Source organism: Chryseobacterium sp. SIMBA_038, from assembly GCF_046535115.1.
Classification (GTDB): Bacteria; Bacteroidota; Bacteroidia; order Flavobacteriales; family Weeksellaceae; genus Chryseobacterium.
Map to the genome: position 1 here is coordinate 581,864 of NZ_JAWRXH010000002.1, position 26,493 is coordinate 608,356.

A 26,493-nucleotide genomic window follows, 5' to 3' on the forward strand; every position below is an offset into this window, starting at 1 on the left:
CGGGGTTTTTATTTTATTGTTTTACATTCATATCACCAATGATATTCATTGCTTCCTGAAGGTAAGGATCTTTCTTAAGATTTTTGATCCACATATCAGATTTTTTCTTGAATGCTTCATCTTTCTTCTCTCTCTCAAGCTCGCTTGGATAAAGTGTGAACTGAAGACCGTTTTCAAATTTCGTCAATGCTTTGAATTTTTCGATCTGCGCTTTTCTTTGCTTCATCAATTCATTGAACTTATTGATATTAAGCGTAATCGTTTCTTCTTTGTCTAATTTTTCTCTCCATTGAGCGGACTCCAACAATAACTGATAGTTGGTGTTTTTAGCCATTCTATCGTTGCTTGCTTTTTCTAATGCTTTCACATCGAAATAGTTCAGCTTCTGGAAAGTCGTACTTGGAATTTTATCCCATGCCAATGCATAATCATCGTATCTCTCTCCTATTTCAGCATACGTAAAGAAATCTTTCATCTGAATATCAGAAACAATTCCTTTTCTCTGTGTAGACTCTCCTGTAATTTTGTAGAATTTCTGGATTGTTAATTTTAAAGAACCGAAATCATCTTCTGTATTTAAGAATCTGTTTAAATCAACAAAAGTCTGAACCGTTCCTTTTCCAAAAGACTGCGGAGAACCGATAATCATCGCTCTTCCAGTATCCTGCATTGCACCAGCCAAAATTTCAGAAGCCGAAGCCGAAAGTTCGTTTTGCATGATAACAAGCGGACCAGTCCAGATTGGAGTTTCCTGCTTGTTTTTCAATGTCTGAATTTTTCCGTTTCCGTCTTTTACCTGAACATAAGGTCCTGCATTCATGAAAAGTCCCATGATATCTCCAACTTCCGTTAAAGATCCACCACCGTTATTTCTTAGGTCAAGAACAATTCCGTCAATATTTTGAGCTTTTAGTTTAATGATCTCATTTTTAATGTCATCAGAAGCATTTCTTCCTTTAGCATCTTCAAAATCTGCATTGAAACTTGGTAAATTAATGAAACCATATTTTTTACCATTTGGAGAATTTACTACAATACTTCTTGCGAAAGTATCTTCAATAGCAACTTCTTCCCGGATCATTGTAACTTCTTTTATCGTTCCGTCTTTCTTCTGAACTGTCAAAGTAACCGGAGTTCCTTTTTCACCTCTGATGTATCTTACGGCTTCCTCAGAAAGCATTCCGACAACATTTACGGCATCATCTTTCGGTTTAGATTTTACTTTTAAGATCTTATCACCTTCTGTAAGCTGTTTAGACTTCCAAGCAGGCGCTCCGATTGTCAGCGCTCCAAGATATAAATATCCTTTTTTCTCCTGAATAATAGCTCCGATACCAATCACTTTTCCTGTGAAAGTCATATCGAATTCTTCCTTATCCTTTGGAGAATAATAATTGGTGTGTGGGTCAAAAACCTCAGTATAAGCATTCATGTACACTGTGAACCAATTCATTTTATTTCTCTTCTTAAACCTTGTGAACGTGTCTTTTACAAGATCTTTCACCTCATCTGTAGCTTTTACTTTTTTCTGCTCAGGCGTAAGAATCTGAAGTTTAATGGTATCTTGTAATTTATATTGCTGTACAGAATCTTTTTTCTCTTTTTGAGCCTGTTCTTTGCTGTTTAAAGATTCAATTTCCTGAAGAATATTGTATTTAATGAATTTTTTCCACTCATTATATTGATCTTGCTTAGAAACCGGTGCTTTTTTAAGCTTGTTTTCTAAAACCAATGTTTCATCTTCATCCAAATTGATCGGCTTACTGAAAATATCCTGAGTTAATTTATCAATCTCATCAACCCTTTGGAAAAGTCTGTCTGTAGTTAATTTATAGAACGTAAGATCTCCGATATTCAGATAATCATCAAGCTTTGTTTCATGCTTGCTGAATTCATCCATATCAGATTGCAGGAAATATCTTTTCCCCGGATCTATCATCTCAAAATATTGTTTGTAAACATCCTTAGAATAAGCATCATTAATAGCTTTCGGGCTGTAATGTAGATAAGAAAGAGTGTTCTTTACGCTCACCATTATCGTCTGCATCTTTTCATCGTCATTTTTAGGTGAGTTGAAACAAAACATTAGACTTGTTAATGGAATTAGGAGTAAAAATTTATTTAGCTTGAAATTTTTCCACATAAATCTGTAATGTATTTTTATTAATTTTTTAAAAAGTATTTTAATTAGTAGTAATTTTTAATTTACTGTTACAAACTATCAAATTTAATACCTTATTTATAAATATCAATTAGTTTTAAGAGTTTTTATTACTAGAAGTATGCTGCTTTATTTTTCGATCTTCAATTAATGTCAAAATATACAGAGGAAAGAACGAAACGATGATTCTCGAAGCCATTCCGAATTTATATTCATAATATTTTCCTCCATCGATACAGAAAAAGCAGACTGAGATAAAAATCACTAAAAAACTGCACGAATAAGTAATATGATAATCAGAATTTTTATTAACACCATAAATAACATAGGTAAAACTAAATCCAAGATAACTGAACATCATAAAACAGGCGGTAAGCGTGTCCATTTCTCCTTCAAAGTCGAGAAAATCAAGATTGCTTAAACCAATTAAAATTAATATTCCTAAAAGAAAATTTGCCACAAGCCTGTTCTTCTTCCAGGAGTAAATTATAGTTACAATTACTATCAATAAAACCGTCAATTGAAAAAAATTCATCTGAAATTAGTTTTATGCAAAAATGAATAAAAAAAGCGCTTGAAAATTAAAATAATATTTAAATTCAAGGTTTTTAAAGAAAGTCTTTTACACTATATTTGTTAAAATTAAAATTTAATATGGAAAGACCACTTATTCTGGTTACTAATGATGATGGAATCACAGCACCTGGTATCAGAAATCTTATCAGTTTCATGAACGAAATCGGAGAAGTTGTTGTTGTAGCACCCAATTCTCCTCAAAGCGGAAAAGGCCACGCAATTACCATTAATTCAACTTTAAGCTTCGAAGAAGTTACGCTTGACGGTCCACAAACAGACTTTTCTTGCAGCGGAACTCCCGTTGACTGTGTAAAAATGGCTCTTGACAAAATATTGACAAGAAGACCAGATATCGTAGTTTCAGGAATTAATCATGGCGCGAATTCTTCAATTAATGTAATTTATTCAGGGACGATGTCTGCGGCTGTTGAGGCTGGAGTTGAAGGAATTCCTGCGATCGGATTTTCACTACAGGATTTCAGTTGGGAAGCAGATTTTTCTCAGGCAAAAGAATTTATTCAAAATATCGTTAAAAGAACATTGGAGAACCCAATGCCAAAAGGAATTGTATTAAATGTAAATATTCCGAAACTTCCTAAAGAAGAAATTAAAGGCATCAAAGTCTGCAAACAGGCTAATGCAAAATGGGAAGAAAGCTTCGACGAAAGAGTAAATCCACACGGAAAAAAATACTATTGGCTGACAGGATATTTCAATAATATGGACGAATCTGAAGATGCTGACGAAACGGCTTTAGCTGCCGGATACATCTCAATTGTACCTGTAAAATTTGATATGACAGCTTACGAATACATCAAAACGTTGGAAGAAGTAATGAAGTTTGATTAATGTACGAGAAATTAGATAATCCTGTATATCATTCACTTAATGAATATCATGAAAAGTTTTGCTTAAACTTCGGAGATTCTAAATTTTACAATCCTGAAGTCGCCGCTTTTGGAGGTTCATCAACGATTGCAAAAGAAAAAGACATCACAGAATATGCAAAAATCTGTGATGATTTTCTTGTTTTTGGAGCAAAACCGAATTTATGAAATTTTAAAACAGAAATGTCCCAGCTTGTCTGCGATCAATATGTTTTAGAAAATAAAATTGAGCTTGATTTTACTGAAGAAATAATTGAGCTTAAAAATGAAAATCATAATGAATTATTGGCATTTATCAAGAAGTTTTATCCTCACTATTTCAAAAATAGAACGCCGGAATTAGGTCGATATTTTGGAATTTTTAAAGATGATAAATTGGTTGCAGTGACTGGCCAGCGAATGCAAATGAACGATATGACAGAAGTAAGCGCTGTGATCACAGATACAGATTATCTGGGAAAAGGTCTTGCAAAACAATTGGTCGCATTTGTTTCGAATACCATATTTGAAGATGGCAAAACGCCTTTTCTTCATGTTGCTGAAAATAATCTCGGAGCCAAAAAGCTTTATGAAAAACTTGGTTTTGATTTGAGAGGCAAAATAAATTTATGGGGTGTGAAAAAGTAGTTTTTACACCCTTTTTTAATTTAATAATTCTTTTTTTAACCACAGATTTCGCAAATTTACACAGATTTTCTAATGCTTTTATACGTGAACTAAAACGACATAGGAAAATGGAGCGTTAAGAAAATTAATTTTGTGAACGTTAAGAAAATTCTACTGTTTGAAGCGCGAGACAAATATTGAATCGAAGAACTAATTTAAAATTCGCGCAAGTTTTAGAATTTTTAGTGAACAAAATTTATTTTTAGCGGAAGTTTCCAAGTCTTGAATTTTTCGTTCTTTTGTTTCAAGACAAAAGGACATTAATGAATAATATTCTTTCTTAAAGAATTTATAAAATCCTTTAAATTCACTGTTTCATTAAATCTTTTTCCTACATTTATTCTTATTAATTTATCCAAATTATGAGAATAGAATACGATATAAAACTGGGTTTTAAGGATGTTATGTTCCGCCCGAAACGTTCTACATTAAAATCCCGTTCGGAAGTTAGCCTGGAAAGAGAATTTACTTTCAAACATACCAAAAAGAAATGGACAGGAACTCCCATCATCGCAGCCAATATGGATACGGTGGGAACTTTTGAAATGGCGGTAGAATTAGCAAAAGATAAAATCATTACAGCTGTTCACAAGCATTATTCTGTTGAGGAATGGAGTGCTTTTTTAAATAGTCACCCCGAAAATATTCATCATTATATTGCATTAAGTACAGGAACCGGAAAAGCCGATGAAGAAAAGCTTCAACAAATCCTCGAAAAGCACCCAAAAATTGAGTTTCTATGTATTGATGTTGCCAATGGTTATTCTGAGCATTTTGTGGGCTTTGTAAAGAAAGCAAGAGCCAATTTCCCTAATAAAATCATTATTGCCGGCAATGTTGTAACAGGAGAAATGGTTGAAGAGCTTCTTTTGGTTGGTGCAGATATCATTAAAGTCGGAATCGGCCCAGGTTCTGTCTGTACGACCCGTGTAAAAACAGGAGTTGGTTATCCGCAACTTTCTGCAATTATTGAATGTTCTGATGCTGCTCACGGTTTAGGAGGTCATATCATTGCTGACGGAGGTTGTAAAGTTCCCGGAGATGTTGCCAAAGCTTTTGGCGGCGGTGCAGATTTTGTGATGCTTGGCGGAATGTTTGCCGGTCATGATGAAAGTGGTGGCGAAATCATCGAGGAAAATGGAAAAAAATACCGTACATTTTACGGAATGAGTTCAAAAACAGCAATGGATAAACATTCAGGTGGTGTTGCAGAATACAGAGCTTCGGAAGGAAAAACGGTGAAAGTTGCTTATAAAGGTCCGGTCTCTGAGACAGTGAAAGATATTTTAGGAGGGGTACGTTCAACGTGTACTTATGTTGGAGCTTCGAAATTGAAGGAGTTATCGAAAAGAACGACTTTTATCAGAGTTCAGGAACAGGAAAATCAGGTTTTTAAAGATTAATCAGAAAATAAAAGCCGTTCAAATTGAACGGCTTTTATTTATATTTTATTAAGTCAACATTCCGCCATCAACATTCAGAACCTGACCTGTAACGTAAGCAGACATCTCGCTTCCGAAGAATACACAAGCGTTTGCAATATCTTCAGGCTGTCCTCCTCTCTTCAAAGGAATTCCTTCTCTCCAAGCCTGAACTACTTTTTCGTCTAAAGCACCTGTCATTTCAGTTTCGATAAAACCTGGAGCAACAGCGTTACAACGGATGTTTCTTGAACCTAATTCAAGCGCAACAGATTTTGTAAATCCAATAACTCCCGCCTTAGATGCAGCGTAATTTGCCTGTCCGGCATTTCCTTTTACTCCCACAACAGAAGTCATATTGATGATAGATCCTGATTTTGCCTTCATCATTGGCTTGATAACCGCCTTTGTAAGGTTGAATACTGAATCTAAATTTACCTTGATAATTGTGTCCCAATCGTCTTTAGACATTCTCATTAAAAGATTATCTCTTGTAATCCCTGCGTTGTTAATCAAAATATCGATTTGACCAAACTCAGCCATTACTTCATCTACTAATTTTTGAGCCGCATCGTAATCTGATGCATCAGATTGGTAACCTTTAATTTGAGTTACAGAACTTAAAGTCGCTTCTAATTCCTTTGCTTTATCTACAGAACCAGCGTAAGTGAATGCTACTTTTGCTCCCTGTTGAGCAAACATTTCTGCAATTCCTCTTCCGATTCCTCTTGTAGCTCCGGTAATAAGTGCTACTTTTCCTTCTAATAGTTTCATATTTCTGACAATTATTTTTCCTTTAATGAATTAGCTTATTGTGTTTTGGCTAATTTAATATATTTAATTTTATCGAAATTAAATGGTGCGCAAAGATATTATAATTTGTTATTTAATGCATTTTAAACCATTATTTTAATAAAAAATTATGACTGTTTTTTGTCATATGAAAAAATTGTTAAAATAAGACTTTGTTTTCTGAAGACGTAAAATCTATGAATTCCGATTCTTTCCCTTTTGTAAGCTTAATTTTCTTTCTGTCTACAGAATATTTATCGTAAACAACATCTTTTAAAGGCTCATTTTTAAGATTCGTAACCCCGAATTTATTTCCTTTTTGTACAACAACTTCATCTCCGGAAAAAAACGTGAAAATGTCGTCATATACGAATGGTATGATCTCATTTCCTGCTTCATCAAGCATTCCGTAAAGGTTTTCTTTGTTTTTACAGATAATCGCCGGATAAAACTGGAATGGTTTTATAGAAGTGATATTTTTAAGCTCGGTGTAAGATTTATCTTTTGGTAAAAATTTATAAAAAGTATCTTCTTTTTTTACAATTAAATTATCAAAAAATACCTTTTCTATCTGATAACCATCGTCTAAAATACTGTTTAAGTTTTTATCTAAAAGTTTCTCCTCCCCGTCCTTACTTACATAAAGATAATTTTCATCTTTAATTTTGAAAGCTTCAACAACATCATATTCTTTAGGAAAAATGATTTCTCCATTGGTTTTAAGAACAGCTATTTTAGGATTTCTGTCGTCTTTTAAGGACTTAAACATTCCATTAAATAAATGGTTTACGTAATGAAAATCAGTAGGATAAACCTTCTTTTCTGCTTTAGAAAAAATGCTGACGTTATTATCGTGAATCAGATAAATATATTCTCTTCCTACAAAAGCCTGTTCGTAGATTTCATCAGCCAAGACATTTTCATTTTCATCTACAATTCCGTATTTATTTTTGATAACGTTTTTTGTAATTAAGAAAGGAAAACCGTTGATATCTTCAATATAATGATCTGAAAACGTGGTTACTGTTTTTCCGTTATTATCCAGAACTTCACCACTTCTTGCGCCTGTCGTGAGGTATACTTTTCCTTTATAAAAGCGAAGATTTTCTTTAAATTCTCTATCTGAAACCTGCTGACCATCAAAATCATAGATAAACCAGCCATTGTCTTTTTTTACAAAGAATCTGTTTTCGCTGGCAAATTGTATTTCATCATAAAAAGGGATGATCTGCTTCCCGTTGTAATCATACACACAGTCTTTTCCGTCTTTGGAATAGATCATTCTGTCCTTATTTTCCCAAGTTCTGAACTTGAAATTATCAAGAGCAATCAATTGATCACCTTTTGCATCAATTAAAGCCGTTTTCCCTTTAGAAATGGCATCTTTAGTCTTTAAAATGAATCTGTTTTTAGATAAACGCGAAATTTCACTTTTAAAAGGATAATCAAAAGAAATAGAGCCCGACGAATCTACAATCCCGGATTTTCCGGTTTGTGGATCGGAAATTATTCCGTAGCCTTTCGTGTAAAAGCGGACCTCTTTTCCTAGCTCTTTTGACAATAAGATCTGCTTGTACTGATCGGTCTGCTGTGCCACACAAACCGATGAAAACAATATTAAAATTAGCTTTTTCAATTAAATAGAATTATTGACAATAAGAACGATCTCTCCTTTTAAAGTTTTGCTTTTGGAGAATTCAATTAACTCATTAATTGTCCCACGTTTAGTTTCTTCGAATTTCTTTGAGATTTCACGGCTTAAACTTGCTTTTGTGTTTTCTCCAAAGAACTCTTTTACCTGTTCAAGTGTTGTATTTATTTTGTGCGGACTTTCGTATAAAACGATTGTCTTTTTCTCTTCTGCAAGTTGTTTAAGCTTGGTCTGTCTTCCCTTTTTCTGAGGAAGAAAACCTGCGAATAAAAACTCATTATTAGGAAGTCCGGAAACCACCAAAGCCGGAACAAAAGCTGTTGCTCCGGGCAGACAGATCATCTCAATGTTATTGTCTGATCCAGCTTTGCTTAATAAATAACCGGGATCTGAAATTCCGGGAGTTCCTGCATCGGTAATAATGGCGATATTCTGGCCGCTTTTAAGGTCATTAATTACCTTTTCCGTTGCCTGATGCTCATTATGTAAGTGATACGATTTTAAAGGTTTAGAGATCTCGTAATGCTTTAAAAGAATTCCGGAAGTTCTCGTGTCTTCACATAAAATATAATCTACCTCTTTCAGTACTTTTACTGCCCTGAAAGTCATGTCTTCTAAGTTCCCGACGGGTGTGGGAACAAAATAAAGGATTCCGCTCAAAATTTAGTTTATAAAAATTTATTTTCTACCAATATCCACAGTCTTTGTGCATATTCATCTACCTTGCTCCATTTTCTGTCGTAGTAAAGATCGCTCAGATATTCTTTTGCTTCTTCTAATGTTTTGAAGCTGTTGAGTACTCCAACAACGTCATTCAATTCAGACTGGCTTCCTCCAAATAATGTTTTTGTGAAAGCAATTCTGTCGTTTAGATCTAATTTAAACTCAGGTTTTGCCTTTTGTGCTTCCATTAAATTAGTCGGAATATTTGTCTTCAGGATGCTTCCTGTATCTTCTTTTACAACCGGAATTGGTTTTTCCAGAGGATTTTCTACCTGCAAATGATCATCATCAAATAAAGACTGAACCGCCTTTAAACCTTTGATATTAGCCAATCTTATTTTTTTCTCCTGATTGTAAGCTTCAAGATTTTCAAAACTTTCGTCAGAAGCTAGTTTTTCTTTTTCGAATTCAGGAAGTGGCTTGTCTATATTTGTGATCTTTCTTCTGTCAATTTCCTCTGCGATTACGTCTTGCTCATGTTTTTCTTCATTTTGAGCGTCATTTTTTATTTCGCTGAGAATATTTTCAACATTGGAAGTTTCATTTACCATTTCGCCCTGTCCGATGGTTGCGTTTGAAGTAATGAATTGCTCTTCATTTTCTTCAATCAGCATTTCTTCGTCTTCTAGGTCTTCGCTTCCGAAAATATTTGGGATAATTTCAATTTTTTCTTCTTTTTTAGATTCAAAACTATCTTGGATTTTCTCTTCTTCATCAAAATTATTCAATTCATTTCCTCGATTGTCGGAAATTTCATTTTCAAATTCATCAATTTCATTCAATTGATTATTAAAAATAACCTCTTCTTCTGTGATCGTCTGACTGAATATTTCTTCAGTAATATCATCATCAGTTTCAGGTTCTGCATCAGCAAGGATCCTTTCTTCATCAATGAAACTTAAAATATTCCCTTGATAATCTGAAGGTTGTTCTTCATCAATCTCATTTAACTGATGATTAAAAATTGCTTCCTCTTTCGTTAAATCCGGATCAATACAATTTTCTTCATTTTCCGGTTCAGTATTTTCTTCAACAAGATTTACAATATTTTCGTGATATTCATTTTCAGCGATTTCATTCAGCTGATTATTGAAAATTGCTTCTTCCTCAGCCTCTTGAGCTTGAATATTTTCTGTATCAACAGGACTTACAGAGTTTTCGCTGTAGGAAGATTCATGATCATTTTCGTCAATTTCATTAAATTCATTATTAAAAATAGCTTCCTCTTCTGTAACCTCATTATTTGACTCCTGAGACTCAAAATTTTGGTTAACGAATGAAATATTTTGTTGATTTTCTGAATTTTGAACAGAATTATCGGTAATAAAATACTCGATATTCTTTTCCAACAACCGTAAGAACGATATCCTATTCGCAAGCTCGTCTACAAGATCTTGCTTGGAAAGTAGTTCGTCCACATTGTTGATTTTCTCCAAAATATCAATGATATTCTTGGATTCAAAAAAAATCTTTTCCTTTAAATCTTGGATGTTCTGCATATGAGAATCTTGTTAAAATTGCTTACTTTTGATCTTAAAAATATACGGCTAATTTAACAAATGTTTTTAGAAAATACAATTAATCATTCCAAACAAAGTGGTTGGATGGAAGTTATTTGTGGCTCAATGTTTTCCGGAAAAACCGAAGAGTTGATCCGGAGACTCAGAAGAGCTGAAATGGCGGGGCAAAATGTGGAGATTTTTAAACCAAAAACGGATACCAGATATTCTGATGAGGACGTCGTTTCTCATAATCAGAATAAAATTCGCAGTACCGCAGTGGAAAGTCCTAGTGAGATTCTCTTATTAGGGTCAAATTGCGATGTTGTAGGAATTGATGAAGCACAGTTTTTCGATGAAAGCATCGTAGAAATAGCTAATGAATTGGCAAATAGCGGAATACGAGTGGTAATCGCAGGCTTGGATATGGACTTTTTAGGACGTCCTTTCGGGCCGATGCCTAATTTGATGGCCACCGCCGAATACGTGACGAAAGTGCATGCTATTTGCAAGAGAACGGGTAATCTTGCCAATTATTCCATGAGAATTTCTCAGGGAAATAATCTTGTGGAGCTCGGTGAAACAGAAAGTTATGAAGCAGTAAGCCGTCGTGTTTTTATTGAAGAAGTACTTTCTAAGAAAAAATAAGATTAAATTTAAGTCTGAATTTATTTTAGATTTAATAAAATATTTTGGTTAATCGCAAAGGCGCAAATTAAATTAATAAAGCAGTTTTAAGGCGCAAGGATTTTATCTTCGATAAAATTGATAACGCAAACATTGCTGAAAATCTTAGATTTTCTTACGCCTTAAAACAGAAATAAAAAGCTTTGCGCCTTTGCGATTTCCAACACAAAACCAACACAAAATATAAAGCAGAAGGGGCACCAATGAATTATACAGTACAACAAATTGCAGAAATCACCAATTCACAGATTATTGGAGATGAAAATTTAATTGTCAAAACGATAGCTTTTGACAGCAGGATCATTTATTCAACAAAAAATGCCGCCTTTATTGCAATTAATACTCAAAAAAATTCAGGGGAAAAGTTTATTGAAGCTGCTATCGACAGAGGAATTACGATCATAATTTCAGAACATCAATTTCCGCAGTTTGGAAATGTAACATGGATCATTGTTGAAAATTCTGTTGATTTTCTTCAAAAATTAGCTAAATATCATTTCGAAAATTCCAATTTACAGTCTATTGGAATTACAGGAAGCAACGGGAAAACTATTTTAAAAGAATGGTTGTATCAATGTCTTTGGAATGAATTTCCGACTGTGAAAAGTCCTAAAAGTTTTAATTCTCAGATTGGGCTTCCGCTTTCTTTGCTTCAAATCAATGATTCTCACAAATTGGGAATTTTTGAAGTAGGAATTTCTAAGCCCAACGAAATGCAGAAACTGGAAAATATTTTCCATCCGCAAATCGGTTTGCTTACCCATATAGGAACTGCTCACGCAGCCAATTTTGAATCTGAGGAAGAATTAATTGATGAAAAAATTAAGCTTTTCAAAGATTCCGAAACTGTTATTTACAATGGCGATAATGAATTGGTAGACAAAAAAATAAAAGAATTATATTCAAGTAAAAAATTAATATCCTACGGTTTCAAAGATCATAATCAGGTTTTCATTAAGAATAACATTTCTAAAGACGAAAATATTGTTGTTGAATATTTTGGTGAGGAAATAAGTTTTCCAGCCAATCAAAGAGACGAAGCGACTTTAACGAATGCTTTGGCGCTGATTACAGTTCTAAAAGAGTTACACATCGAAAATCAAAAGATCGTCGAAAAAATCAACGCTTTGAAGGCTGTAGAAATGCGACTTGAAGCGATTGAAGGAATTAAAAATAATATTGTCATCAATGACTCATTCAACCTAGATCTTGATTCTCTGAAAACTGCCCTGCAATTTTTAAATGAGTACAACAAAACTAAAAAATCTTTGGTTTTAACGGATATTGTAGGTGTAAATTCTAATTCTCAGGAGTTGTATGAAGAAGTTTCAGAGCTTGTGAATGAACAAAAATTCGATTCTGTTTTCCTGATAGGAGATGAAATTTCAAAGTTCAGTGATTTATTTAAATCTAAAACTTCTACTTTCATTAATACTCAGGAATTAATTGACAGTAAATATCTTACAGAACTTGAGAATCAGATTATTTTATTAAAAGGTGCAAGAAAATTTGAGATCGAAAAACTTAAAGATCTCCTTGAACTCAGAAAACATGATACTGTTTTAGAAGTAAATTTAAATGCCATTCTTCACAACATTAATTACCATAAATCTTTACTAAAACCAGAAACCAAAATGATGGCAATGGTAAAAGCAAATTCTTATGGATTAGGAAGTTATGAAATTTCAGAGTTTTTACAACACCATCATATTGATTATCTTGGTGTAGCTTACGCCGATGAAGGTGTTGAGCTTCGTAAAAAGGGAATTACCACTCCTATCGTTGTGATGAATCCTGAGCAACACAGTTATGATGCGATTATTGAATATAATTTAGAGCCGGAAATTTATAGTTTCAGGGTTTTGGATCTGTTTTATGAAGCAGTTCAAAAATCGGGTTACGATAAAAAATTCCCAATTCATATTAAATTAGAAACAGGAATGCATCGTCTTGGCTTTAAAGATTTTGAATTGGATCAATTAAGCGAAACTTTAAATGAAAGAAACTTAAAAGTTCAAAGTATTTTCAGTCATTTATCGTCTTCAGATGTACCAGAGGAGAAAGAATTTACTTTAAAACAATTGGAAGTATTCGAGAAAAATTCAAGTTATTTTATTGAAAAATTAGGATATTCGCCTCTTAGACATATTTTAAATTCCTCAGGAATAACAAGTTATACCAATCATCAATACAATATGGTGAGAATTGGAATAGGAATGCTAGGAGAATCACCAAATAGTGAAATACAAAAACAGTTACAGTCTGTTGTAAGTTTTAAAACTGTTATCTCTCAAATTTCTCTGGTAGAAAACGGAGAATCAGTTGGTTACAGCAGGAGATATAAAACAGACCATTTAACAAAAATTGCCACAATTCCTGTTGGCTATGCGGACGGAATTCCGAGATTGATCGGAAATGAAATAGGAAAAGTAGGAATCAATAAAACGTTAGCTCCAATCGTGGGAAGCATCTGCATGGATATGATGATGTTAAATGTAGATAATATTCCCAATGTAAAGGAAGGCGACACCGTAACGGTCTTCAATTCAAAACCAAGTTTAAAAGAATTTGCAGCGTATTGCAAAACCATCACATACGAAGTATTAACCTCTATTTCGCCCCGGGTGAAACGGATTTATATAAAAGATTAATTATGAGAAAACTCCTGATTCTCTTATTTGTATTCCAATTACTTTTGATACAATCTCAGGTAAAAAAGAATTTAGTGATTCCTAAAAACCCAAGAATAGGACTTTCACTTGCCGGTGGCGGTGCCAAAGGTTTTTCTCACGTCGGGGTACTTAAAGTATTAGATTCTTTAGGAGTAAAAGTCGATTATATTGCCGGAACAAGTATGGGTGCAATTGTAGGAGGTTTGTACGCTTCAGGATATTCGGGAAAGGAGATTGAGAAAATTGTAATGGATACAGATTTCTACTCTCTCATCATGGATCCGAAATCCCGACAAGAAAGTACCTTCTTCAATAAATCCGTAGATAAATATCTTTTATCAATTCCTTTAAAAAACGGAAAAATTACACTTCCCTCTTCCATCAGCTCAGGACAGAAAAATGTTTATCTGCTGAAAGAGCTTTTCAAAAATGTTTCCACGATTGATGATTTTTCAAAACTTCCGATTCCTTTCATGTGCGTTGCCACAAACCTTGAAAGCGGAAATATGCAGATCTTCGAAAAAGGAGATTTGGTACAGTCAATCATGGCGAGTTCTGCGTTTCCATCTTTAATGGATCCTGTAAAAATTGGCGACAGTATTTACATCGACGGAGCCATGACGGTAAACTACCCTTCGAAGCCATTAAAGGACAAAGGAATCGATATCGTCATCGGTGTGGATCTTAACCAGGACTTATCGACAAGAGAGGATTTAAACAGCATTATAGCGATCCTAAATCAGGTGATTGACATGAATATCCATAAAGATACCAAACGTCAATACAAATACACAGATATCAATATCAAGCCTAATCTAAAAGGCATGACGGCCACAAGCTACGACGAAAAGAAAAAAATTCTCGATAGTGGTTATGTTGAAGGTTTAAAATATACAGAAATATTAGATCAGCTTCCCAAGCGATCGTTCGACAGACTAAGGCAACGGGTGAATCCAATTTATTCTAATGTTTACAAAATTGATAGTATTGCCATTGATGGAGGAAAGATTTTCGGAAAAAATTATGTCCTAGGGAAAATGGGACTGCGTCTCCCCTCTCTCCAAACTTATGGAAGCATCAATAAAAAAATTGATAAGCTTGTAGCCACCAATAATTATAAATTTATTAATTACGATATCATCTCTGAAAATGACGCAAGTTATCTCAAACTTTATGTAACGGAAGATGATGCCAGACACTTTGTAAAATTCGGTCTTCATTATGATGAAATTTTCAAAACCGGCTTACTCGTAAATTATTCGGCTAAACGTCTTCTCTTTAAAAACTCAAATCTTTCTCTGGACGTAGTGGTTGGTGATAAACCAAGATATTACTTAAACTATTTTATAGATAACGGATATATTCCAGGTTTCGGACTTTATTCCTCAGGAATGAGTTTTGATCTGAAAAACGTAGACAATTACAATATAGATAAATGGGAATGGTTCAGAAATGAAGCCTACATTCAATCTGTTTGGAGAGATAAATTCGCTATTGGAGGCGGTATTAGCCACGATTACTTCGATGCCGAATCTAATGGTGCAAATAAGAGAATAAGTCGATTTTTAAACCCTTATGTGTTCTTAAAAAGCGATACTCAGAACGACAGAGATTTCCCTACAAAAGGAATCTATATTGCAGCGGAAGGAAAGGTAATTGATTTAATGAAATCTGAAGTAGACAAAAGACTTGTTCAGATAAAAGCTGATATCAGAATTAATATTCCACTTACAAAACAATTCTCCTATCGTTTGAATCTTTACGGTGGAGTTACGCTTGGAGAAAATCTTCCTCAATTTTATCAATACAGGTTGGGAGGAATCTTCGAACAAAATATGGTTAACTTCAAAAGCTTTGGAGGCTTCTACTTTGCACAGCTTAATTCTAACAATGTTGTACTGGTTTCAAATGATCTTCAATTCAAATTTAACAAGAACTATTTTTTCAGCGGGAATTTTTCTTTCGCAAATCTTTCCGACGATATAACTTTCGAAGATGCTGTAAAACTTAATTACAGTTCACTCGGAGTTTCCGCAGGATACAAATCTCCGTTCGGACAAATAAGGCTTAATTTCAGCCACTCACTTAAAAATAATCAAAAAGGTATATTCAGTGTTATTTTAGGACACTGGTTTTAAAACATGATACAATTCTTTTACGAAAACTTACAGGAATCTGTAAGTACAGACTACACAAAATGGCTGGAAGATATTATTCTTTCAGAAGGAAAAAAGCTTGGTGATATCAATTACATCTTCTGTGATGACGAGTATTTATTAAAAGTAAATCAGGATTATTTACAACATGATTACTATACAGATATCATCACTTTCGATTACGTGAAAGGCAAAACAATAAGCGGAGAGATTTTCGTATCTTTGCAGCGCATTTCAGACAACGCTTCTACTCTATCGAAAGAATATGAAGAAGAGCTTCGAAGAGTTTTGGCTCACGGCATTCTTCATCTTTCAGGATATAAAGATAAAACAGAGGAAGAAGAAAAGTTAATGCGCAGTAAAGAAGATTTTTATTTAGCTAAGTATTCTTAACAGATTTAGAAATCCAGAGATCCAGGAATTATTTAATTTCATAATCTCTGAATGTCTTAATTTTTTAGAAGCTTATTCCCGCTTTCCGCACTCGCTTTTTTTCTTTTTCAAAGAAAAAAGAGCTCAAACAAATGCTACAATCGGGGCTAGATAATAGAAGATAAAGGCTCATTCAGACCTTATCTGGAAACTATGTTTCACGTGGAACATTTATAAAAAAGGTTAAAATTTAAGGCTTAAAACAAGCAATATAAAATGATATCAGAAATATACGATGTAATCGTAGTTGGTGCAGGTCACGCAGGATGTGAAGCAGCAGCTGCAGCAGCCAACTTGGGTTCCAAAACTCTGCTTGTTACAATGAACATGCAGACGATCGGACAAATGAGTTGCAACCCTGCAATGGGAGGTATTGCAAAAGGACAGATCGTAAGAGAGATCGATGCAATGGGAGGTTATTCAGGAATTATAGCAGACAAATCTGCTATCCAGTTCAAAATGCTTAACCTATCAAAAGGTCCTGCAATGTGGTCACCAAGAACACAAAATGACAGAATGCTTTTCGCAGAAGAATGGCGTCTGGCATTAGAAAATACACCCAATCTTGATTTCTTTCAGGATATGGTTAAGAGCTTAATTATTGAAAACGGAAGAGCCGTTGGAGTTGTAACTTCATTAGGAATTGAGATAAAATCAAAATCAGTTGTTCTTACAAATGGTACTTTCCTTAACGGATTAATCCATGTTGGAGATAAGCAATTAGGCGGCGGAAGAATGGGTGAACCAAGAGCTTTCGGGATCACAGAACAGTTGGTTTCTTTAGGCTTCGAAGCCGGAAGAATGAAGACCGGTACCCCACCCCGCGTAGACGGAAGAAGCTTAGATTATTCTAAAATGGAAGAACAAAAAGGAGACGAAAATCCTCAAAAATTCAGCTATTTAGATACGCCTAAATTAACCAAACAATTAAGTTGCCACATCGTTTATACCAACGAAAAGGTACATGAAGTTCTACGTGAAGGTTTCGATAGGAGCCCAATGTTTAATGGTACAATTCAGAGCTTAGGGCCAAGATATTGCCCAAGTATTGAAGATAAAATCAACCGTTTTGCAGAGAGAACAAGACATCAGTTATTCGTAGAACCGGAAGGCTGGAGAACCGTTGAGATCTATGTAAACGGATTTAGTTCTTCTCTTCCGGAGGATGTTCAGATCAAAGCAATGAAACATATTCCGGGATTTGAGAACGTAAAAGTATTCCGTCCAGGCTATGCCATTGAATATGACTACTTCCCCCCTACTCAATTAAAGCATACTTTAGAAACAAAATTAGTCGAAAATCTATACTTCGCAGGTCAGATCAACGGTACTACAGGGTATGAAGAAGCAGCAGGACAAGGCTTAATTGCAGGTATAAATGCCCACAATAAAGTACACGATAAGGAAGACTTTATTCTTAATAGAGATGAAGCTTATATCGGTGTTTTGATAGATGATTTGATCACAAAAGGAACTGAAGAACCTTATAGAATGTTCACTTCCAGAGCAGAATACAGGCTTCTTTTAAGACAGGACAATGCAGATATTAGACTAACTGAAAAGGCATTTAAACTAGGTTTAGCAAAAGAAGACAGATTACTAAGAGTTAATGAGAAAATCGCTAAAAGTGAGCAACTTGAAGCATTTTTACGAGAAACTTCTTTAAAGCCAGGCGTTATTAATCCTATCCTTGAAAGTATAGAAAGTAACCCTGTAGACCAAGCTTATAGAGCTGCTCAGTTCCTTACAAGACCTAATATTACACTAGACAAATTGGATAATATTGATGTTATTAAAGAATTTACTTCTCAATTTGATGATGAAGTAAGAGAGCAGGCGGAGGTAAATATTAAGTATAAAGGTTATATAGAAAAGGAAAAAGAGAACGTTGCCAAGCTTAATCGTTTAGAAAATGTAAAGATTCCTGAAGACTTTGATTATATAAAAATATCAAGCCTTTCTGCAGAAGCAAAACAAAAAATGACTAAAGTAAGACCAAAAACTCTTGCTCAGGCAGGAAGAATTAGCGGTGTTTCACCTGCTGATGTTAATGTTTTAATGGTCTATTTAGGACGATAATCAAGAAATGTTTCACGTGAAACATCTATAAAATATAGACAAAAATTAAGGTATTTATGAGGTTATTTTATCTTCTAAATATCTTAATTTTTAATTTAAAAGAAGTTATTTAAATGAAAATTAAAGATCATTTTCTTTCTCAGGAAGTATTTGAAATTAAAGAAACAGAAACAAAAGGAGTCTTCAAGACCTCCCCTATTCCATCGAATATTTCAAAATATTATGAAAGTGAAGACTATATTTCTCACCATCAGGATTCCGGAAGCTTAAAAGAAAAGCTATATAAATTTCTACAATCTTTCAATCTCCAGTATAAAAAAACGATCCTTATTGATAGAATTAATAAAGGTTCTAAAGTATTGGACTACGGATGCGGCGCAGGAGAATTTGTAAAATATATAGAAAATGATTTTGAAACTTTAGGTTTTGAACCAGATGCAGATGCTAGAAAAGCAGCTCAAAGTAAAATTACAAAAGCTAAAATTTTAGATAATATCAATCTTATTGAAGATGGAAGTTTAGATGCAATTACTTTATGGCATGTATTCGAGCACGTGGAAAATCAGGATGAAATGCTTGAAATATTTAATAAAAAATTAAAGGAAAAAGGATTATTAATTATCGCTGTTCCCAATCCTACTTCTTACGATGCAAAACATTACAAAGAATATTGGGCAGCTTACGATGTACCGAGACACATTTACCATTTTTCTAAAAACGGAATGGAAAATTTAATTTCTAAGAAACCAAATTGGAAAATGAGAAAAATAAAACCATTGGTCTTAGATTCCTATTATATCTCCATGTTAAGCGAAAAATACAAGAAATCTCCTCTTTTTTGGCTAAAAGCAACCCTCTACGGAACGATTTCTAACGTAAAAGCATTGTTTTCTAACGAATTTTCAAGTTTGATATACATTATCGAAAAAAAGTAGAAAATCGATTTTTAAGGCATTTATAGAGGTCAACTTTCATCAATTTCTATTAAAAAAGCAAAACTCAGGATATTTTCCTGAGTTTTTATTTTTCGAGCTCCTCTCCTACTCTCAACTTTTCCGTCAATTTTTTTTGAAAAGATAAAATTTTGAAAAATTCCAATTATTTCGATTAAAATTGTTGGTAACATATTAGTAAGCCTATAAATCGATTTGAATTTTTAAGAATTAGACTTTTAAAAATTTTTAAAATATAATTTTCAAGTCACCTTAAAATCAGATTCTGAAAAAAATATAGACTACACCCCAAGTATGAGCATTCAAATTTAGAGTACAGTCAAAATATTTTATTTAATAATTCTCCATCACACTCACTCTACTCCTCCGTGAGAATTAAATCTAGAAAAATAAAATTTAAATTATAATTTCTAAGGAAGAACAACTTGGACAGAAATCCACTCGAAAAGAGAAAAAGTAAGTTTCAAAAAAGTAAATTCTTTCAAAAACATACATTTTTAAGCTCTAATTCAAAATAATGTCCAAATACTTTAAGAATTCTAGTTTTTTAATTTTAAATATAATTCTGGAAGCCATTTTTTTGACATTTTTCAGAAAATTACAATTTTTTAAAATTTAGAAAAATCAGAAAACAAAAAAAAGTCTGCCGATAAATTCAGCAGACTTTAAAATATATTTTTTTAAAATTTTATTTATTAATTGCAGCAACTCCAGGAAGTTCTAGACCTTCAAGACTTTCAAGCATTGCTCCACCACCGGTAGAAACATAACTCACTTTGTCCGCATAACCGAATTGTTTTACAAAAGCAACACTGTCTCCTCCTCCAACTAAAGAGAAAGCTCCAAGTTTTGTAGCTTCAGCAATACTTTCTCCAAGAGCTACAGTTCCCGCTGAGAAGTTTGACATTTCAAAAACTCCAATCGGGCCATTCCATAAAATTGTTCTTGAATTTAAAAGAACGTCATTAAACTGATCTCTGGATTTTGAACCAGCATCCAATCCCATCCATCCTTCAGGAATTTCGTAAATATCTACTTCTTTTCTTTCTGCATCGTTACTGAAACTTTCAGCAATCATCGTGTCAGACGGAAGATAAACTTTTACATTGTGTTCTTTAGCTTTTCCTAAAATTTCAAGAGCAAGAGGTAATTTATCTTCTTCAACCAATGAAGTTCCGACTTTTCCTCCAAGAGCTTTAATAAAAGTGAATGCCATTCCTCCTCCGATAATCAAATTATCAACTGCCGGAAGGATATTTTCTATAATGGTAATTTTAGTTGAAACCTTAGATCCACCAAGTATAGCTGTAACAGGCTTTTCACCACTTTTTAAAACTTTATCTATAGCTTTTAGTTCATTAGCCATTAATAAACCGAAGAATTTAGTTGAAGTAAAATAGTTTGCAATGACTGCTGTAGAGGCATGAGCTCTGTGAGCAGTACCAAAAGCATCATTTACGAAAGCATCTCCCAACTTAGAAAGTTGCTCTGCAAAGCCTTCATCACCTTTTTCTTCTTCATTATGAAAACGTAGATTCTCCAATAATAAAATTTCTCCCGGTTTAAGATCTGCAGCTGCCTGTTCAGCTTTCTCTCCGATAGATTCTTCTACAAATTTTACTTCTCTGCCAAGCACAGAAGAGACTTCGTTAAGAATATATTTTAGAGAAAACTCATCTTTCACTTCTCCTTTGGGTCTTCCAAGGTGTGTCATCAAAATTACGGAACCTCCATCGTTGAGAATTTTCTCAACCGTTGGTTTTACGGCTACGATTCTTGTGTTGTCTGTAACTTTAAGCTGATCATCCTGCGGAACATTGAAATCCACCCTTACCAGAGCTTTTTTATCTTTAAAATTGAAATCGTTGATTGTTTTCATAAATTTCTGTTGAATTTTCGTTTCACAAATGTAAGATTTTAAAATTTTTGAAAAGCTTCAACCGGATAAAAGTTTTCAGAAAAGTTATTCGCAGAACCATCACTCACCTTTCAACAATATTTTCTTCTTTATAAAAAAAAGAATGATAGTTGTTGTTGAGTGTTGTTAGTTTGGGGGATAAGTTTTTTTGAAATACTTTATAACACTTAATTTTTACGCTACTAACATCTTATTTACATTATAATCCATTGTTAATCTGATTTTTCGGTTGGTTACTAACAAATATGGATAACTTTTCCCCAATTCCGATTATTAATAACTGATTTATGGAAAAGTTGAAGAAATCTCTGAGTAAACTTTTTGAAAAAAAGTGTTAAAATTTTTGGAGGCAATTTTCATTACAACTTTTTTTAATGTTACGAAACATTTACTTCAGATGTTTTTTCAACACTTACCCACAAGGCTTTTCACAATTAATCCCCAAAAATTCAAGAGTTATCCACATTATACTTACATTTGTGTGGAAATATGTCTAAAAAAGTTTAATTCAAGAATTATGAAAAGAAAAATTGCTATCGCTGCAGACCACGCTGGCTTCGAGTATAAGGAGATTGTTAAGAACTATTTATCAGAAAACTTTGATGTTCAGGATTTTGGAACGTTTTCCACAGACAGTGTGGATTATCCTGACTTTGTACACCCCGCAGCGACTTCCGTTGAAAATGGAGAAAATGAGCTGGGTATTCTTCTATGCGGAAGCGGAAACGGTGTTCAGATCACGGCGAACAAACATCAGAAAATTCGTTGCGCTCTTTGTTGGATGCCCGAGATTGCAAGTTTGGCAAGACAGCATAATGATGCGAACATGATTTCAATTCCAGCAAGGTTCATCTCAAAAGAAGTAGCTATTGAAATAGTAAATAAATTTCTTTCTACAGATTTTGAAGGTGGCAGACACCAAGGCAGAGTTGACAAAATAGCATTTTGCTAAATATATAAAGGCTTGTAAATCAAATTGCAAGCCTTATTTATTTTTTATTTTGTATATTTGCGTGTTGAATAGAGAACATATTCCATACTTACTTCTCAAAACCTATATAATATTTAACAGATATTTAATAGAAGGTTTTTCTCCCCTCTTCTCCATATTTGTATTAAATTTATACAAAACAAAAATCCAACTATAAAAAAGGAAGGAAAATTGATGTAGTTGTTTAAACTAAACAAAAAATAAAATCATCTTATATAATAAATTTTTAGATGATTTTAAAGTAAAAAGTGGTTTTAATAATGATTTTTAAAACCAAAAGTAATTAATAAAGAAAATTAAAAAATGCCAAAAAAGAAAAAATATATAAGTCAGAAAAATGATCATAAGCTGATGGAAATCGGCAGGTTGATCCTTCGTTTCATGACTGAAAATTCTACAAAGATCTATAATTATAAGCAGATCTCAGACGGAATTGATTATAAAAATCCAAGACAGAGAGAGCTTGTGATTCAGGCTTTACATAAACTTCAGGGTTCTGAAAGAATTAAGGAGACTGAAAAAGGAAAATACATATTAAACCTGAATATTGAAGGAACTTTAACCGGAACCATTGATTTTAACCAGTCAGGAAATGCCTATGTAAGGGTTGAAGGTCTTGAAGATGACGTCTTCATTCATTCTAAAAATGTAAAAGATGCGCTACAAGGTGATAAAGTTTTAATCGTCACTTATAATTATAAAGGAAAGAAAATGGAAGGTTCTGTTTTAGAGGTTTTGGAAAGAACCAGAACAGAATTTGTAGGAACTTTACAGGTTGTTACACACAAAGATTTCGGATTTGTTGTTTGTGATAAAAAGTCGATCAACACCGATATTTTTATTCCAAAAGGTAAATTCGGAGGTGCTCAGGATGGCGATAAAGTTGTTGTAAAAATGACAGAATGGAGACCCGGCGATAAAAATCCTGAAGGTGAAATTATCAAGGTTTTAGGTGCTCCTGGAGAACATGAGACAGAGATCCACTCTATTCTTGCGGAATATGGTCTGCCTTATCAATTCCCTGAGGAAGTTGAAGCAGATGCCGATAAAATCGACAGAAGCATTACAGAAGAGGAAGTTGCTAAGCGTTGGGATATGAGAGGTATTACAACCTTTACAATTGATCCAAAAGATGCAAAAGATTTTGATGATGCCTTATCTATAAGAAAATTGGATAATGGAAATTGGGAAATTGGAGTGCATATTGCAGACGTTTCTCATTACGTAATTCCGGGGACTATTTTGGATGATGAAGCCTATCAAAGAGCTACATCGGTATATTTAGTTGACCGAGTTGTTCCAATGTTACCGGAAGTTTTAAGTAACGATGTTTGTTCACTTAGACCAAACGAAGATAAGTTTACTTTTTCTGCAGTTTTTGAATTAAATGACAGCGCAGAAATCCAGAAACAATGGTTTGGAAGGACGGTAATTCATTCTGACAGAAGATTTACTTACGAGGAAGCTCAGGAAAGAATTGAAAATAAAGAAGGAGATTATACGGAAGAGATTTTAGTTCTTGATAATTTAGCAAAAATCATGCGTGCAGAACGTATCAGACAAGGTGCGATCACGTTTGACAGAAGCGAAGTAAGATTTAATCTTGATGAAAATAATCAGCCGATCGGAGTTTACTTTAAAGTAAGTAAAGATTCGAATCATTTGATTGAGGAATTCATGCTTTTAGCAAATAAAAAAGTTTCGGAATTCGTTTCATTATCTAAAAAAGGATCGCCTACAAACAATACATTCATTTACAGAATTCACGATGATCCGGATCCAGCAAAATTAGAAGCTTTAAGAGATTTTGTTTCTACTTTCGGATATAAAATGGATTTGGCGAATACCAAAAAAGTAGCGGAATCTTTAAACCAATTACTAAGTGATGTAAAAGGAAAAGGCGAAGAAAATATGGTTGAAACATTAGCGATGCGAAGTATGAGTAAAGCAGTTTATTCTACAGATCCTATCGGTCACTATGGTTTGGGCTTTGACTATTATTCTCACTTCACCTCTCCTATCCGTCGTTACCCGGATTTGATCGCTCACCGTCTTCTTCAACATTACTTGGATGGAGGAAAATCTCCTAGCAGAGAAGAAGTTGAAGAAAAAGCAAAATATTGCAGCTCAAGAGAAAGATTGGCAGCTGATGCTGAGAGAGATTCTATCAAATTCATGCAGGTGAAATTCATGGAGAAACATTTGGGAGAGACCTTCAGTGGTGTTATTTCAGGTGTTGCTGAATTTGGTTTCTGGGTAGAAATTCCTGAAAACGGTGCAGAAGGATTGATTAAATTAAGAGATCTTATGGATGATTCTTATACGTATGATAAATCAACTCACGCTGTTTATGGATCCAGAACAGGAAAAAGATATCAGTTGGGAGATCAGGTTCAGATAAAAGTGATTAAAGCTAATTTGATTCAAAAACAATTGGACTTTAAGATTGTTGATTAATTAAATATCATAATATATTATAAAAGGCTGCAAATTTTGCGGTCTTTTTTGTTTCGAAAAAGCTTCTAAATTGAGTTTCAAAACCTAAAAGAATCGGATTTTATCGACAAATAGAAATATAATTTTTAAATTTGGATGAGAAACAATTTTTAAATGTTTGAATTAGTACTTTCTGCTGTTATTTTAGGATTCATGTTGAGTCTTGTTTTTATCGGACCAATATTTTTCTTATTAATAGAAACCAGCTTCTCGAGAGGTCCTAAACATGCCTTGGCTTTAGATGTAGGAGTAATTACAGCAGATTTGTTGTGCATTATTGCGGCATATTATGCGAGTGCAGACCTGGTGAGTTTAATAGACAAGCATCCCGGATTTTACAGGGTCACCTCTATTTTAATCTTCGTATACGGAATTGTGATGATGGTCACGAAAACCAAAATGCATATGCCGGGTGAAGAAAAAATCATCAGTCAGAATTATTTTAAAACCTTTATGAACGGGTTTTTCTTCAATCTTTTAAATGTTGGAGTTATCCTTTTCTGGCTTGTTACCGTAATTTCGGTGAGAAAAGAATATCCGGATACGGGTAATTTTATTCTTTACATCGGCCTAGTGATTGGAACATATTTATGTATTGATCTTGCTAAAATCTTTTTGGCAAAGCAATTCCACGATAAATTAACACAAAAATTAGCCAATCAGATCAGACGAATCGTTGGCGGAATTCTTATACTTTTCAGTTTCTTTATCTTTTTACAGAGCTTTAAAAAATTCAATCAATTTGATAAGCGATTAGAAGAAGCAGAAAAAACTGAAGTAAAATATCAAAAAAACAAATGAAAAAAATAATCTTTCCAAAATCTCTTAAAAAAGGCGATAAGATAGCTGTTATTTCCCCTGCTGGAGCTGTAGATGCATCTCAACTAGAAGCAGGCATAAAAATGATTAAAAATAAAGGTTTTGTACCTGTTTTAGGCGAGCATCTTTATAGTAAATTCTCAAACGGTTACAACTATGCCGGAACAGAAAAGGAAAGAATAAAAGATATCAATTGGGCTTTAAATGACAAAGAGACTTCCGCAGTCTGGGCTTCCAGAGGTGGATATGGATGTCAACATCTTATTCAGCATTTGAAGCTTAACAAATTTATAGAAAATCCGAAATGGTACATTGGGTATTCTGATAATACTGTGATCCAAAGTTATTTGTTGAAGAAAGGTTTTGCTTCCATTCATGGACAGACGATTAAAACTTCAAGTTTCGGGGTTACAGACGAAAGTTATGATTTGATCTTTGATGTTTTAAAAGGAAAAGCTCCAAAATACATCATAAAACCGAATCAATTTAATAAAAAAGGAAATACTAAAGGAGAATTGGTTGGAGGGAATTTGGCTCTGATTTATGCCCTTCTAGGAACCAAGTGTTCATTTGATTTTAAAGATAAAATTTTATTTATCGAAGATATCGGTGAAAATTTTTATGCTCTAGACCGAATGATCATGAGCTTGGAATTAGCCGGAGTTTTTACTAAAATTTCAGGACTAATTGTTGGAGGAATGACCAATATGGGAGATGAAAAAGAGAATACACAATATAACAATAGCTTCGATGAATTTGCTTATAAATTGATCTCGGAAAGACTTTTAAAATATAAATTTCCTGTTGCTTTCGGTTTCCCGAATGGACATATAAAAGATAATCGACCTTTGATTATTGGTAGCGAAGTATCTCTGAAAATTGAGAAAACGGTTTCAATTAGTCACAATAGATAA

The 26,493-nt window shown here is 33.6% G+C and carries 21 protein-coding genes; 14 read left to right on the plus strand and 7 right to left on the minus strand.

Features of this window, described 5'->3' with window-relative positions; translation table 11 throughout:
- Positions 1–13: 13 nt before the first annotated feature.
- Together SB689_RS08915 and SB689_RS08920 are read right to left on the minus strand one after the other, a co-directional pair.
- Positions 14–2,143 carry a carboxy terminal-processing peptidase gene (locus SB689_RS08915; protein WP_410691774.1) on the minus strand — a complete coding sequence of 710 codons (2,130 nt, stop codon included), beginning with the start codon at positions 2,141–2,143 and terminating at the stop codon, positions 14–16.
- Between the two features lie 115 nt (positions 2,144–2,258).
- Positions 2,259–2,696, minus strand: coding sequence for a hypothetical protein (locus tag SB689_RS08920; protein WP_410691775.1), 438 nt, complete (start codon positions 2,694–2,696; stop codon positions 2,259–2,261).
- A gap of 119 nt (positions 2,697–2,815) precedes the next feature.
- Here SB689_RS08920 and surE point away from each other — a divergent pair, with 119 nt between their 5' ends.
- From surE to SB689_RS08940, 4 genes are all read left to right on the plus strand, one after another.
- Positions 2,816–3,586, plus strand: a complete 771-nt coding sequence (gene surE, locus SB689_RS08925; protein WP_410691776.1) for a 5'/3'-nucleotidase SurE — start codon at positions 2,816–2,818, stop codon at positions 3,584–3,586.
- The gene (locus SB689_RS08930; RefSeq protein ID WP_410691778.1) at positions 3,586–3,792 is read left to right on the plus strand and encodes a hypothetical protein; all 207 of its coding nucleotides are present in this window, start codon (positions 3,586–3,588) and stop codon (positions 3,790–3,792) included. Before surE ends, SB689_RS08930 begins: the two co-directional genes overlap by 1 nt.
- Positions 3,793–3,807: 15 nt before the next feature.
- Positions 3,808–4,251, plus strand: coding sequence for a GNAT family N-acetyltransferase (locus SB689_RS08935; protein ID WP_410691779.1), 444 nt, complete (start codon positions 3,808–3,810; stop codon positions 4,249–4,251).
- A 401-nt stretch (positions 4,252–4,652) separates the two neighbouring features.
- Positions 4,653–5,693 carry a GMP reductase gene (locus tag SB689_RS08940; protein WP_410691780.1) on the plus strand — a complete coding sequence of 347 codons (1,041 nt, stop codon included), beginning with the start codon at positions 4,653–4,655 and terminating at the stop codon, positions 5,691–5,693.
- 48 nt (positions 5,694–5,741) lie between these two features.
- Here the strand turns inward: SB689_RS08940 and fabG are convergent, their stop codons facing one another.
- The 4 genes from fabG to SB689_RS08960 all read right to left on the minus strand — a co-directional run bounded on the left by fabG (position 5,742) and on the right by SB689_RS08960 (position 10,376).
- The gene (fabG, locus tag SB689_RS08945; RefSeq protein ID WP_123981840.1) at positions 5,742–6,485 is read right to left on the minus strand and encodes a 3-oxoacyl-[acyl-carrier-protein] reductase; all 744 of its coding nucleotides are present in this window, start codon (positions 6,483–6,485) and stop codon (positions 5,742–5,744) included.
- A gap of 178 nt (positions 6,486–6,663) precedes the next feature.
- Positions 6,664–8,139, minus strand: coding sequence for a WG repeat-containing protein (locus tag SB689_RS08950; protein WP_410691781.1), 1,476 nt, complete (start codon positions 8,137–8,139; stop codon positions 6,664–6,666).
- On the minus strand, positions 8,140–8,814 hold the full coding sequence (rsmI, locus tag SB689_RS08955; RefSeq protein WP_123981836.1) for a 16S rRNA (cytidine(1402)-2'-O)-methyltransferase: 675 nt from the start codon (positions 8,812–8,814) through the stop codon (positions 8,140–8,142).
- A gap of 8 nt (positions 8,815–8,822) precedes the next feature.
- Complete coding sequence (locus tag SB689_RS08960; RefSeq protein ID WP_410691782.1) at positions 8,823–10,376, minus strand: hypothetical protein; 1,554 nt, start codon at positions 10,374–10,376, stop codon at positions 8,823–8,825.
- Between the two features lie 60 nt (positions 10,377–10,436).
- Between SB689_RS08960 and SB689_RS08965 the strand changes: the two genes are divergently transcribed.
- The 6 genes from SB689_RS08965 to SB689_RS08990 all read left to right on the plus strand — a co-directional run bounded on the left by SB689_RS08965 (position 10,437) and on the right by SB689_RS08990 (position 19,337).
- On the plus strand, positions 10,437–11,024 hold the full coding sequence (locus SB689_RS08965) for a thymidine kinase (RefSeq protein ID WP_410691783.1): 588 nt from the start codon (positions 10,437–10,439) through the stop codon (positions 11,022–11,024).
- A gap of 242 nt (positions 11,025–11,266) precedes the next feature.
- Complete coding sequence (locus SB689_RS08970; RefSeq protein ID WP_410691784.1) at positions 11,267–13,714, plus strand: bifunctional UDP-N-acetylmuramoyl-tripeptide:D-alanyl-D-alanine ligase/alanine racemase; 2,448 nt, start codon at positions 11,267–11,269, stop codon at positions 13,712–13,714.
- A 2-nt stretch (positions 13,715–13,716) separates the two neighbouring features.
- On the plus strand, positions 13,717–15,873 hold the full coding sequence (locus SB689_RS08975; RefSeq protein ID WP_410691785.1) for a patatin-like phospholipase family protein: 2,157 nt from the start codon (positions 13,717–13,719) through the stop codon (positions 15,871–15,873).
- Positions 15,874–15,876: 3 nt separating this feature from the next.
- Positions 15,877–16,284: an rRNA maturation RNase YbeY gene (gene ybeY / locus SB689_RS08980; RefSeq protein WP_066754001.1), complete on the plus strand. Its 408-nt coding sequence runs from the start codon at positions 15,877–15,879 to the stop codon at positions 16,282–16,284.
- 255 nt (positions 16,285–16,539) lie between these two features.
- Positions 16,540–18,402: a tRNA uridine-5-carboxymethylaminomethyl(34) synthesis enzyme MnmG gene (gene mnmG, locus SB689_RS08985; RefSeq protein ID WP_410691786.1), complete on the plus strand. Its 1,863-nt coding sequence runs from the start codon at positions 16,540–16,542 to the stop codon at positions 18,400–18,402.
- Positions 18,403–18,515: 113 nt separating this feature from the next.
- On the plus strand, positions 18,516–19,337 hold the full coding sequence (locus SB689_RS08990) for a class I SAM-dependent methyltransferase (RefSeq protein ID WP_410691787.1): 822 nt from the start codon (positions 18,516–18,518) through the stop codon (positions 19,335–19,337).
- Between the two features lie 706 nt (positions 19,338–20,043).
- On the opposite strand, the gene SB689_RS08995 is transcribed toward SB689_RS08990, so the two are convergent.
- Positions 20,044–21,234: a phosphoglycerate kinase gene (locus tag SB689_RS08995; RefSeq protein ID WP_410691788.1), complete on the minus strand. Its 1,191-nt coding sequence runs from the start codon at positions 21,232–21,234 to the stop codon at positions 20,044–20,046.
- 556 nt (positions 21,235–21,790) lie between these two features.
- Here SB689_RS08995 and rpiB point away from each other — a divergent pair.
- The 4 genes from rpiB (at position 21,791) to SB689_RS09015 (ending at position 26,493) form a co-directional block, all read left to right on the plus strand.
- Complete coding sequence (gene rpiB / locus SB689_RS09000; protein WP_066754013.1) at positions 21,791–22,225, plus strand: ribose 5-phosphate isomerase B; 435 nt, start codon at positions 21,791–21,793, stop codon at positions 22,223–22,225.
- A 342-nt stretch (positions 22,226–22,567) separates the two neighbouring features.
- Positions 22,568–24,721, plus strand: a complete 2,154-nt coding sequence (gene rnr, locus SB689_RS09005; RefSeq protein ID WP_410691789.1) for a ribonuclease R — start codon at positions 22,568–22,570, stop codon at positions 24,719–24,721.
- A 153-nt stretch (positions 24,722–24,874) separates the two neighbouring features.
- Positions 24,875–25,561, plus strand: coding sequence for a LysE family translocator (locus tag SB689_RS09010; protein WP_066754022.1), 687 nt, complete (start codon positions 24,875–24,877; stop codon positions 25,559–25,561).
- Entirely contained in the window at positions 25,558–26,493 is a 936-nt protein-coding gene (locus SB689_RS09015; protein ID WP_410691790.1) for an LD-carboxypeptidase, read from the plus strand. The genes SB689_RS09010 and SB689_RS09015 overlap by 4 nt, the downstream gene beginning before the upstream one ends.

What these genes read in the sequence shown, in the direction of transcription:
- fabG (WP_123981840.1), bottom strand. Translation starts at nt 6,485, where the DNA reads ATGAAACTATTAGAAGGAAAAGTAGCACTTATTACCGGAGCTACAAGA.
- SB689_RS08970 (WP_410691784.1), top strand. Translation starts at nt 11,267, where the DNA reads ATGAATTATACAGTACAACAAATTGCAGAAATCACCAATTCACAGATT.
- SB689_RS09015 (WP_410691790.1), top strand. Translation starts at nt 25,558, where the DNA reads ATGAAAAAAATAATCTTTCCAAAATCTCTTAAAAAAGGCGATAAGATA.
- ybeY (WP_066754001.1), top strand. Translation starts at nt 15,877, where the DNA reads ATGATACAATTCTTTTACGAAAACTTACAGGAATCTGTAAGTACAGAC.
- SB689_RS08935 (WP_410691779.1), top strand. Translation starts at nt 3,808, where the DNA reads ATGTCCCAGCTTGTCTGCGATCAATATGTTTTAGAAAATAAAATTGAG.
- SB689_RS08930 (WP_410691778.1), top strand. Translation starts at nt 3,586, where the DNA reads ATGTACGAGAAATTAGATAATCCTGTATATCATTCACTTAATGAATAT.
- mnmG (WP_410691786.1), top strand. Translation starts at nt 16,540, where the DNA reads ATGATATCAGAAATATACGATGTAATCGTAGTTGGTGCAGGTCACGCA.
- rpiB (WP_066754013.1), top strand. Translation starts at nt 21,791, where the DNA reads ATGAAAAGAAAAATTGCTATCGCTGCAGACCACGCTGGCTTCGAGTAT.
- SB689_RS08915 (WP_410691774.1), bottom strand. Translation starts at nt 2,143, where the DNA reads ATGTGGAAAAATTTCAAGCTAAATAAATTTTTACTCCTAATTCCATTA.
- SB689_RS08940 (WP_410691780.1), top strand. Translation starts at nt 4,653, where the DNA reads ATGAGAATAGAATACGATATAAAACTGGGTTTTAAGGATGTTATGTTC.
- surE (WP_410691776.1), top strand. Translation starts at nt 2,816, where the DNA reads ATGGAAAGACCACTTATTCTGGTTACTAATGATGATGGAATCACAGCA.
- SB689_RS08995 (WP_410691788.1), bottom strand. Translation starts at nt 21,234, where the DNA reads ATGAAAACAATCAACGATTTCAATTTTAAAGATAAAAAAGCTCTGGTA.
- SB689_RS08960 (WP_410691782.1), bottom strand. Translation starts at nt 10,376, where the DNA reads ATGCAGAACATCCAAGATTTAAAGGAAAAGATTTTTTTTGAATCCAAG.
- SB689_RS08965 (WP_410691783.1), top strand. Translation starts at nt 10,437, where the DNA reads ATGTTTTTAGAAAATACAATTAATCATTCCAAACAAAGTGGTTGGATG.
- SB689_RS08990 (WP_410691787.1), top strand. Translation starts at nt 18,516, where the DNA reads ATGAAAATTAAAGATCATTTTCTTTCTCAGGAAGTATTTGAAATTAAA.
- SB689_RS08920 (WP_410691775.1), bottom strand. Translation starts at nt 2,696, where the DNA reads ATGAATTTTTTTCAATTGACGGTTTTATTGATAGTAATTGTAACTATA.
- rnr (WP_410691789.1), top strand. Translation starts at nt 22,568, where the DNA reads ATGCCAAAAAAGAAAAAATATATAAGTCAGAAAAATGATCATAAGCTG.
- SB689_RS09010 (WP_066754022.1), top strand. Translation starts at nt 24,875, where the DNA reads ATGTTTGAATTAGTACTTTCTGCTGTTATTTTAGGATTCATGTTGAGT.
- SB689_RS08975 (WP_410691785.1), top strand. Translation starts at nt 13,717, where the DNA reads ATGAGAAAACTCCTGATTCTCTTATTTGTATTCCAATTACTTTTGATA.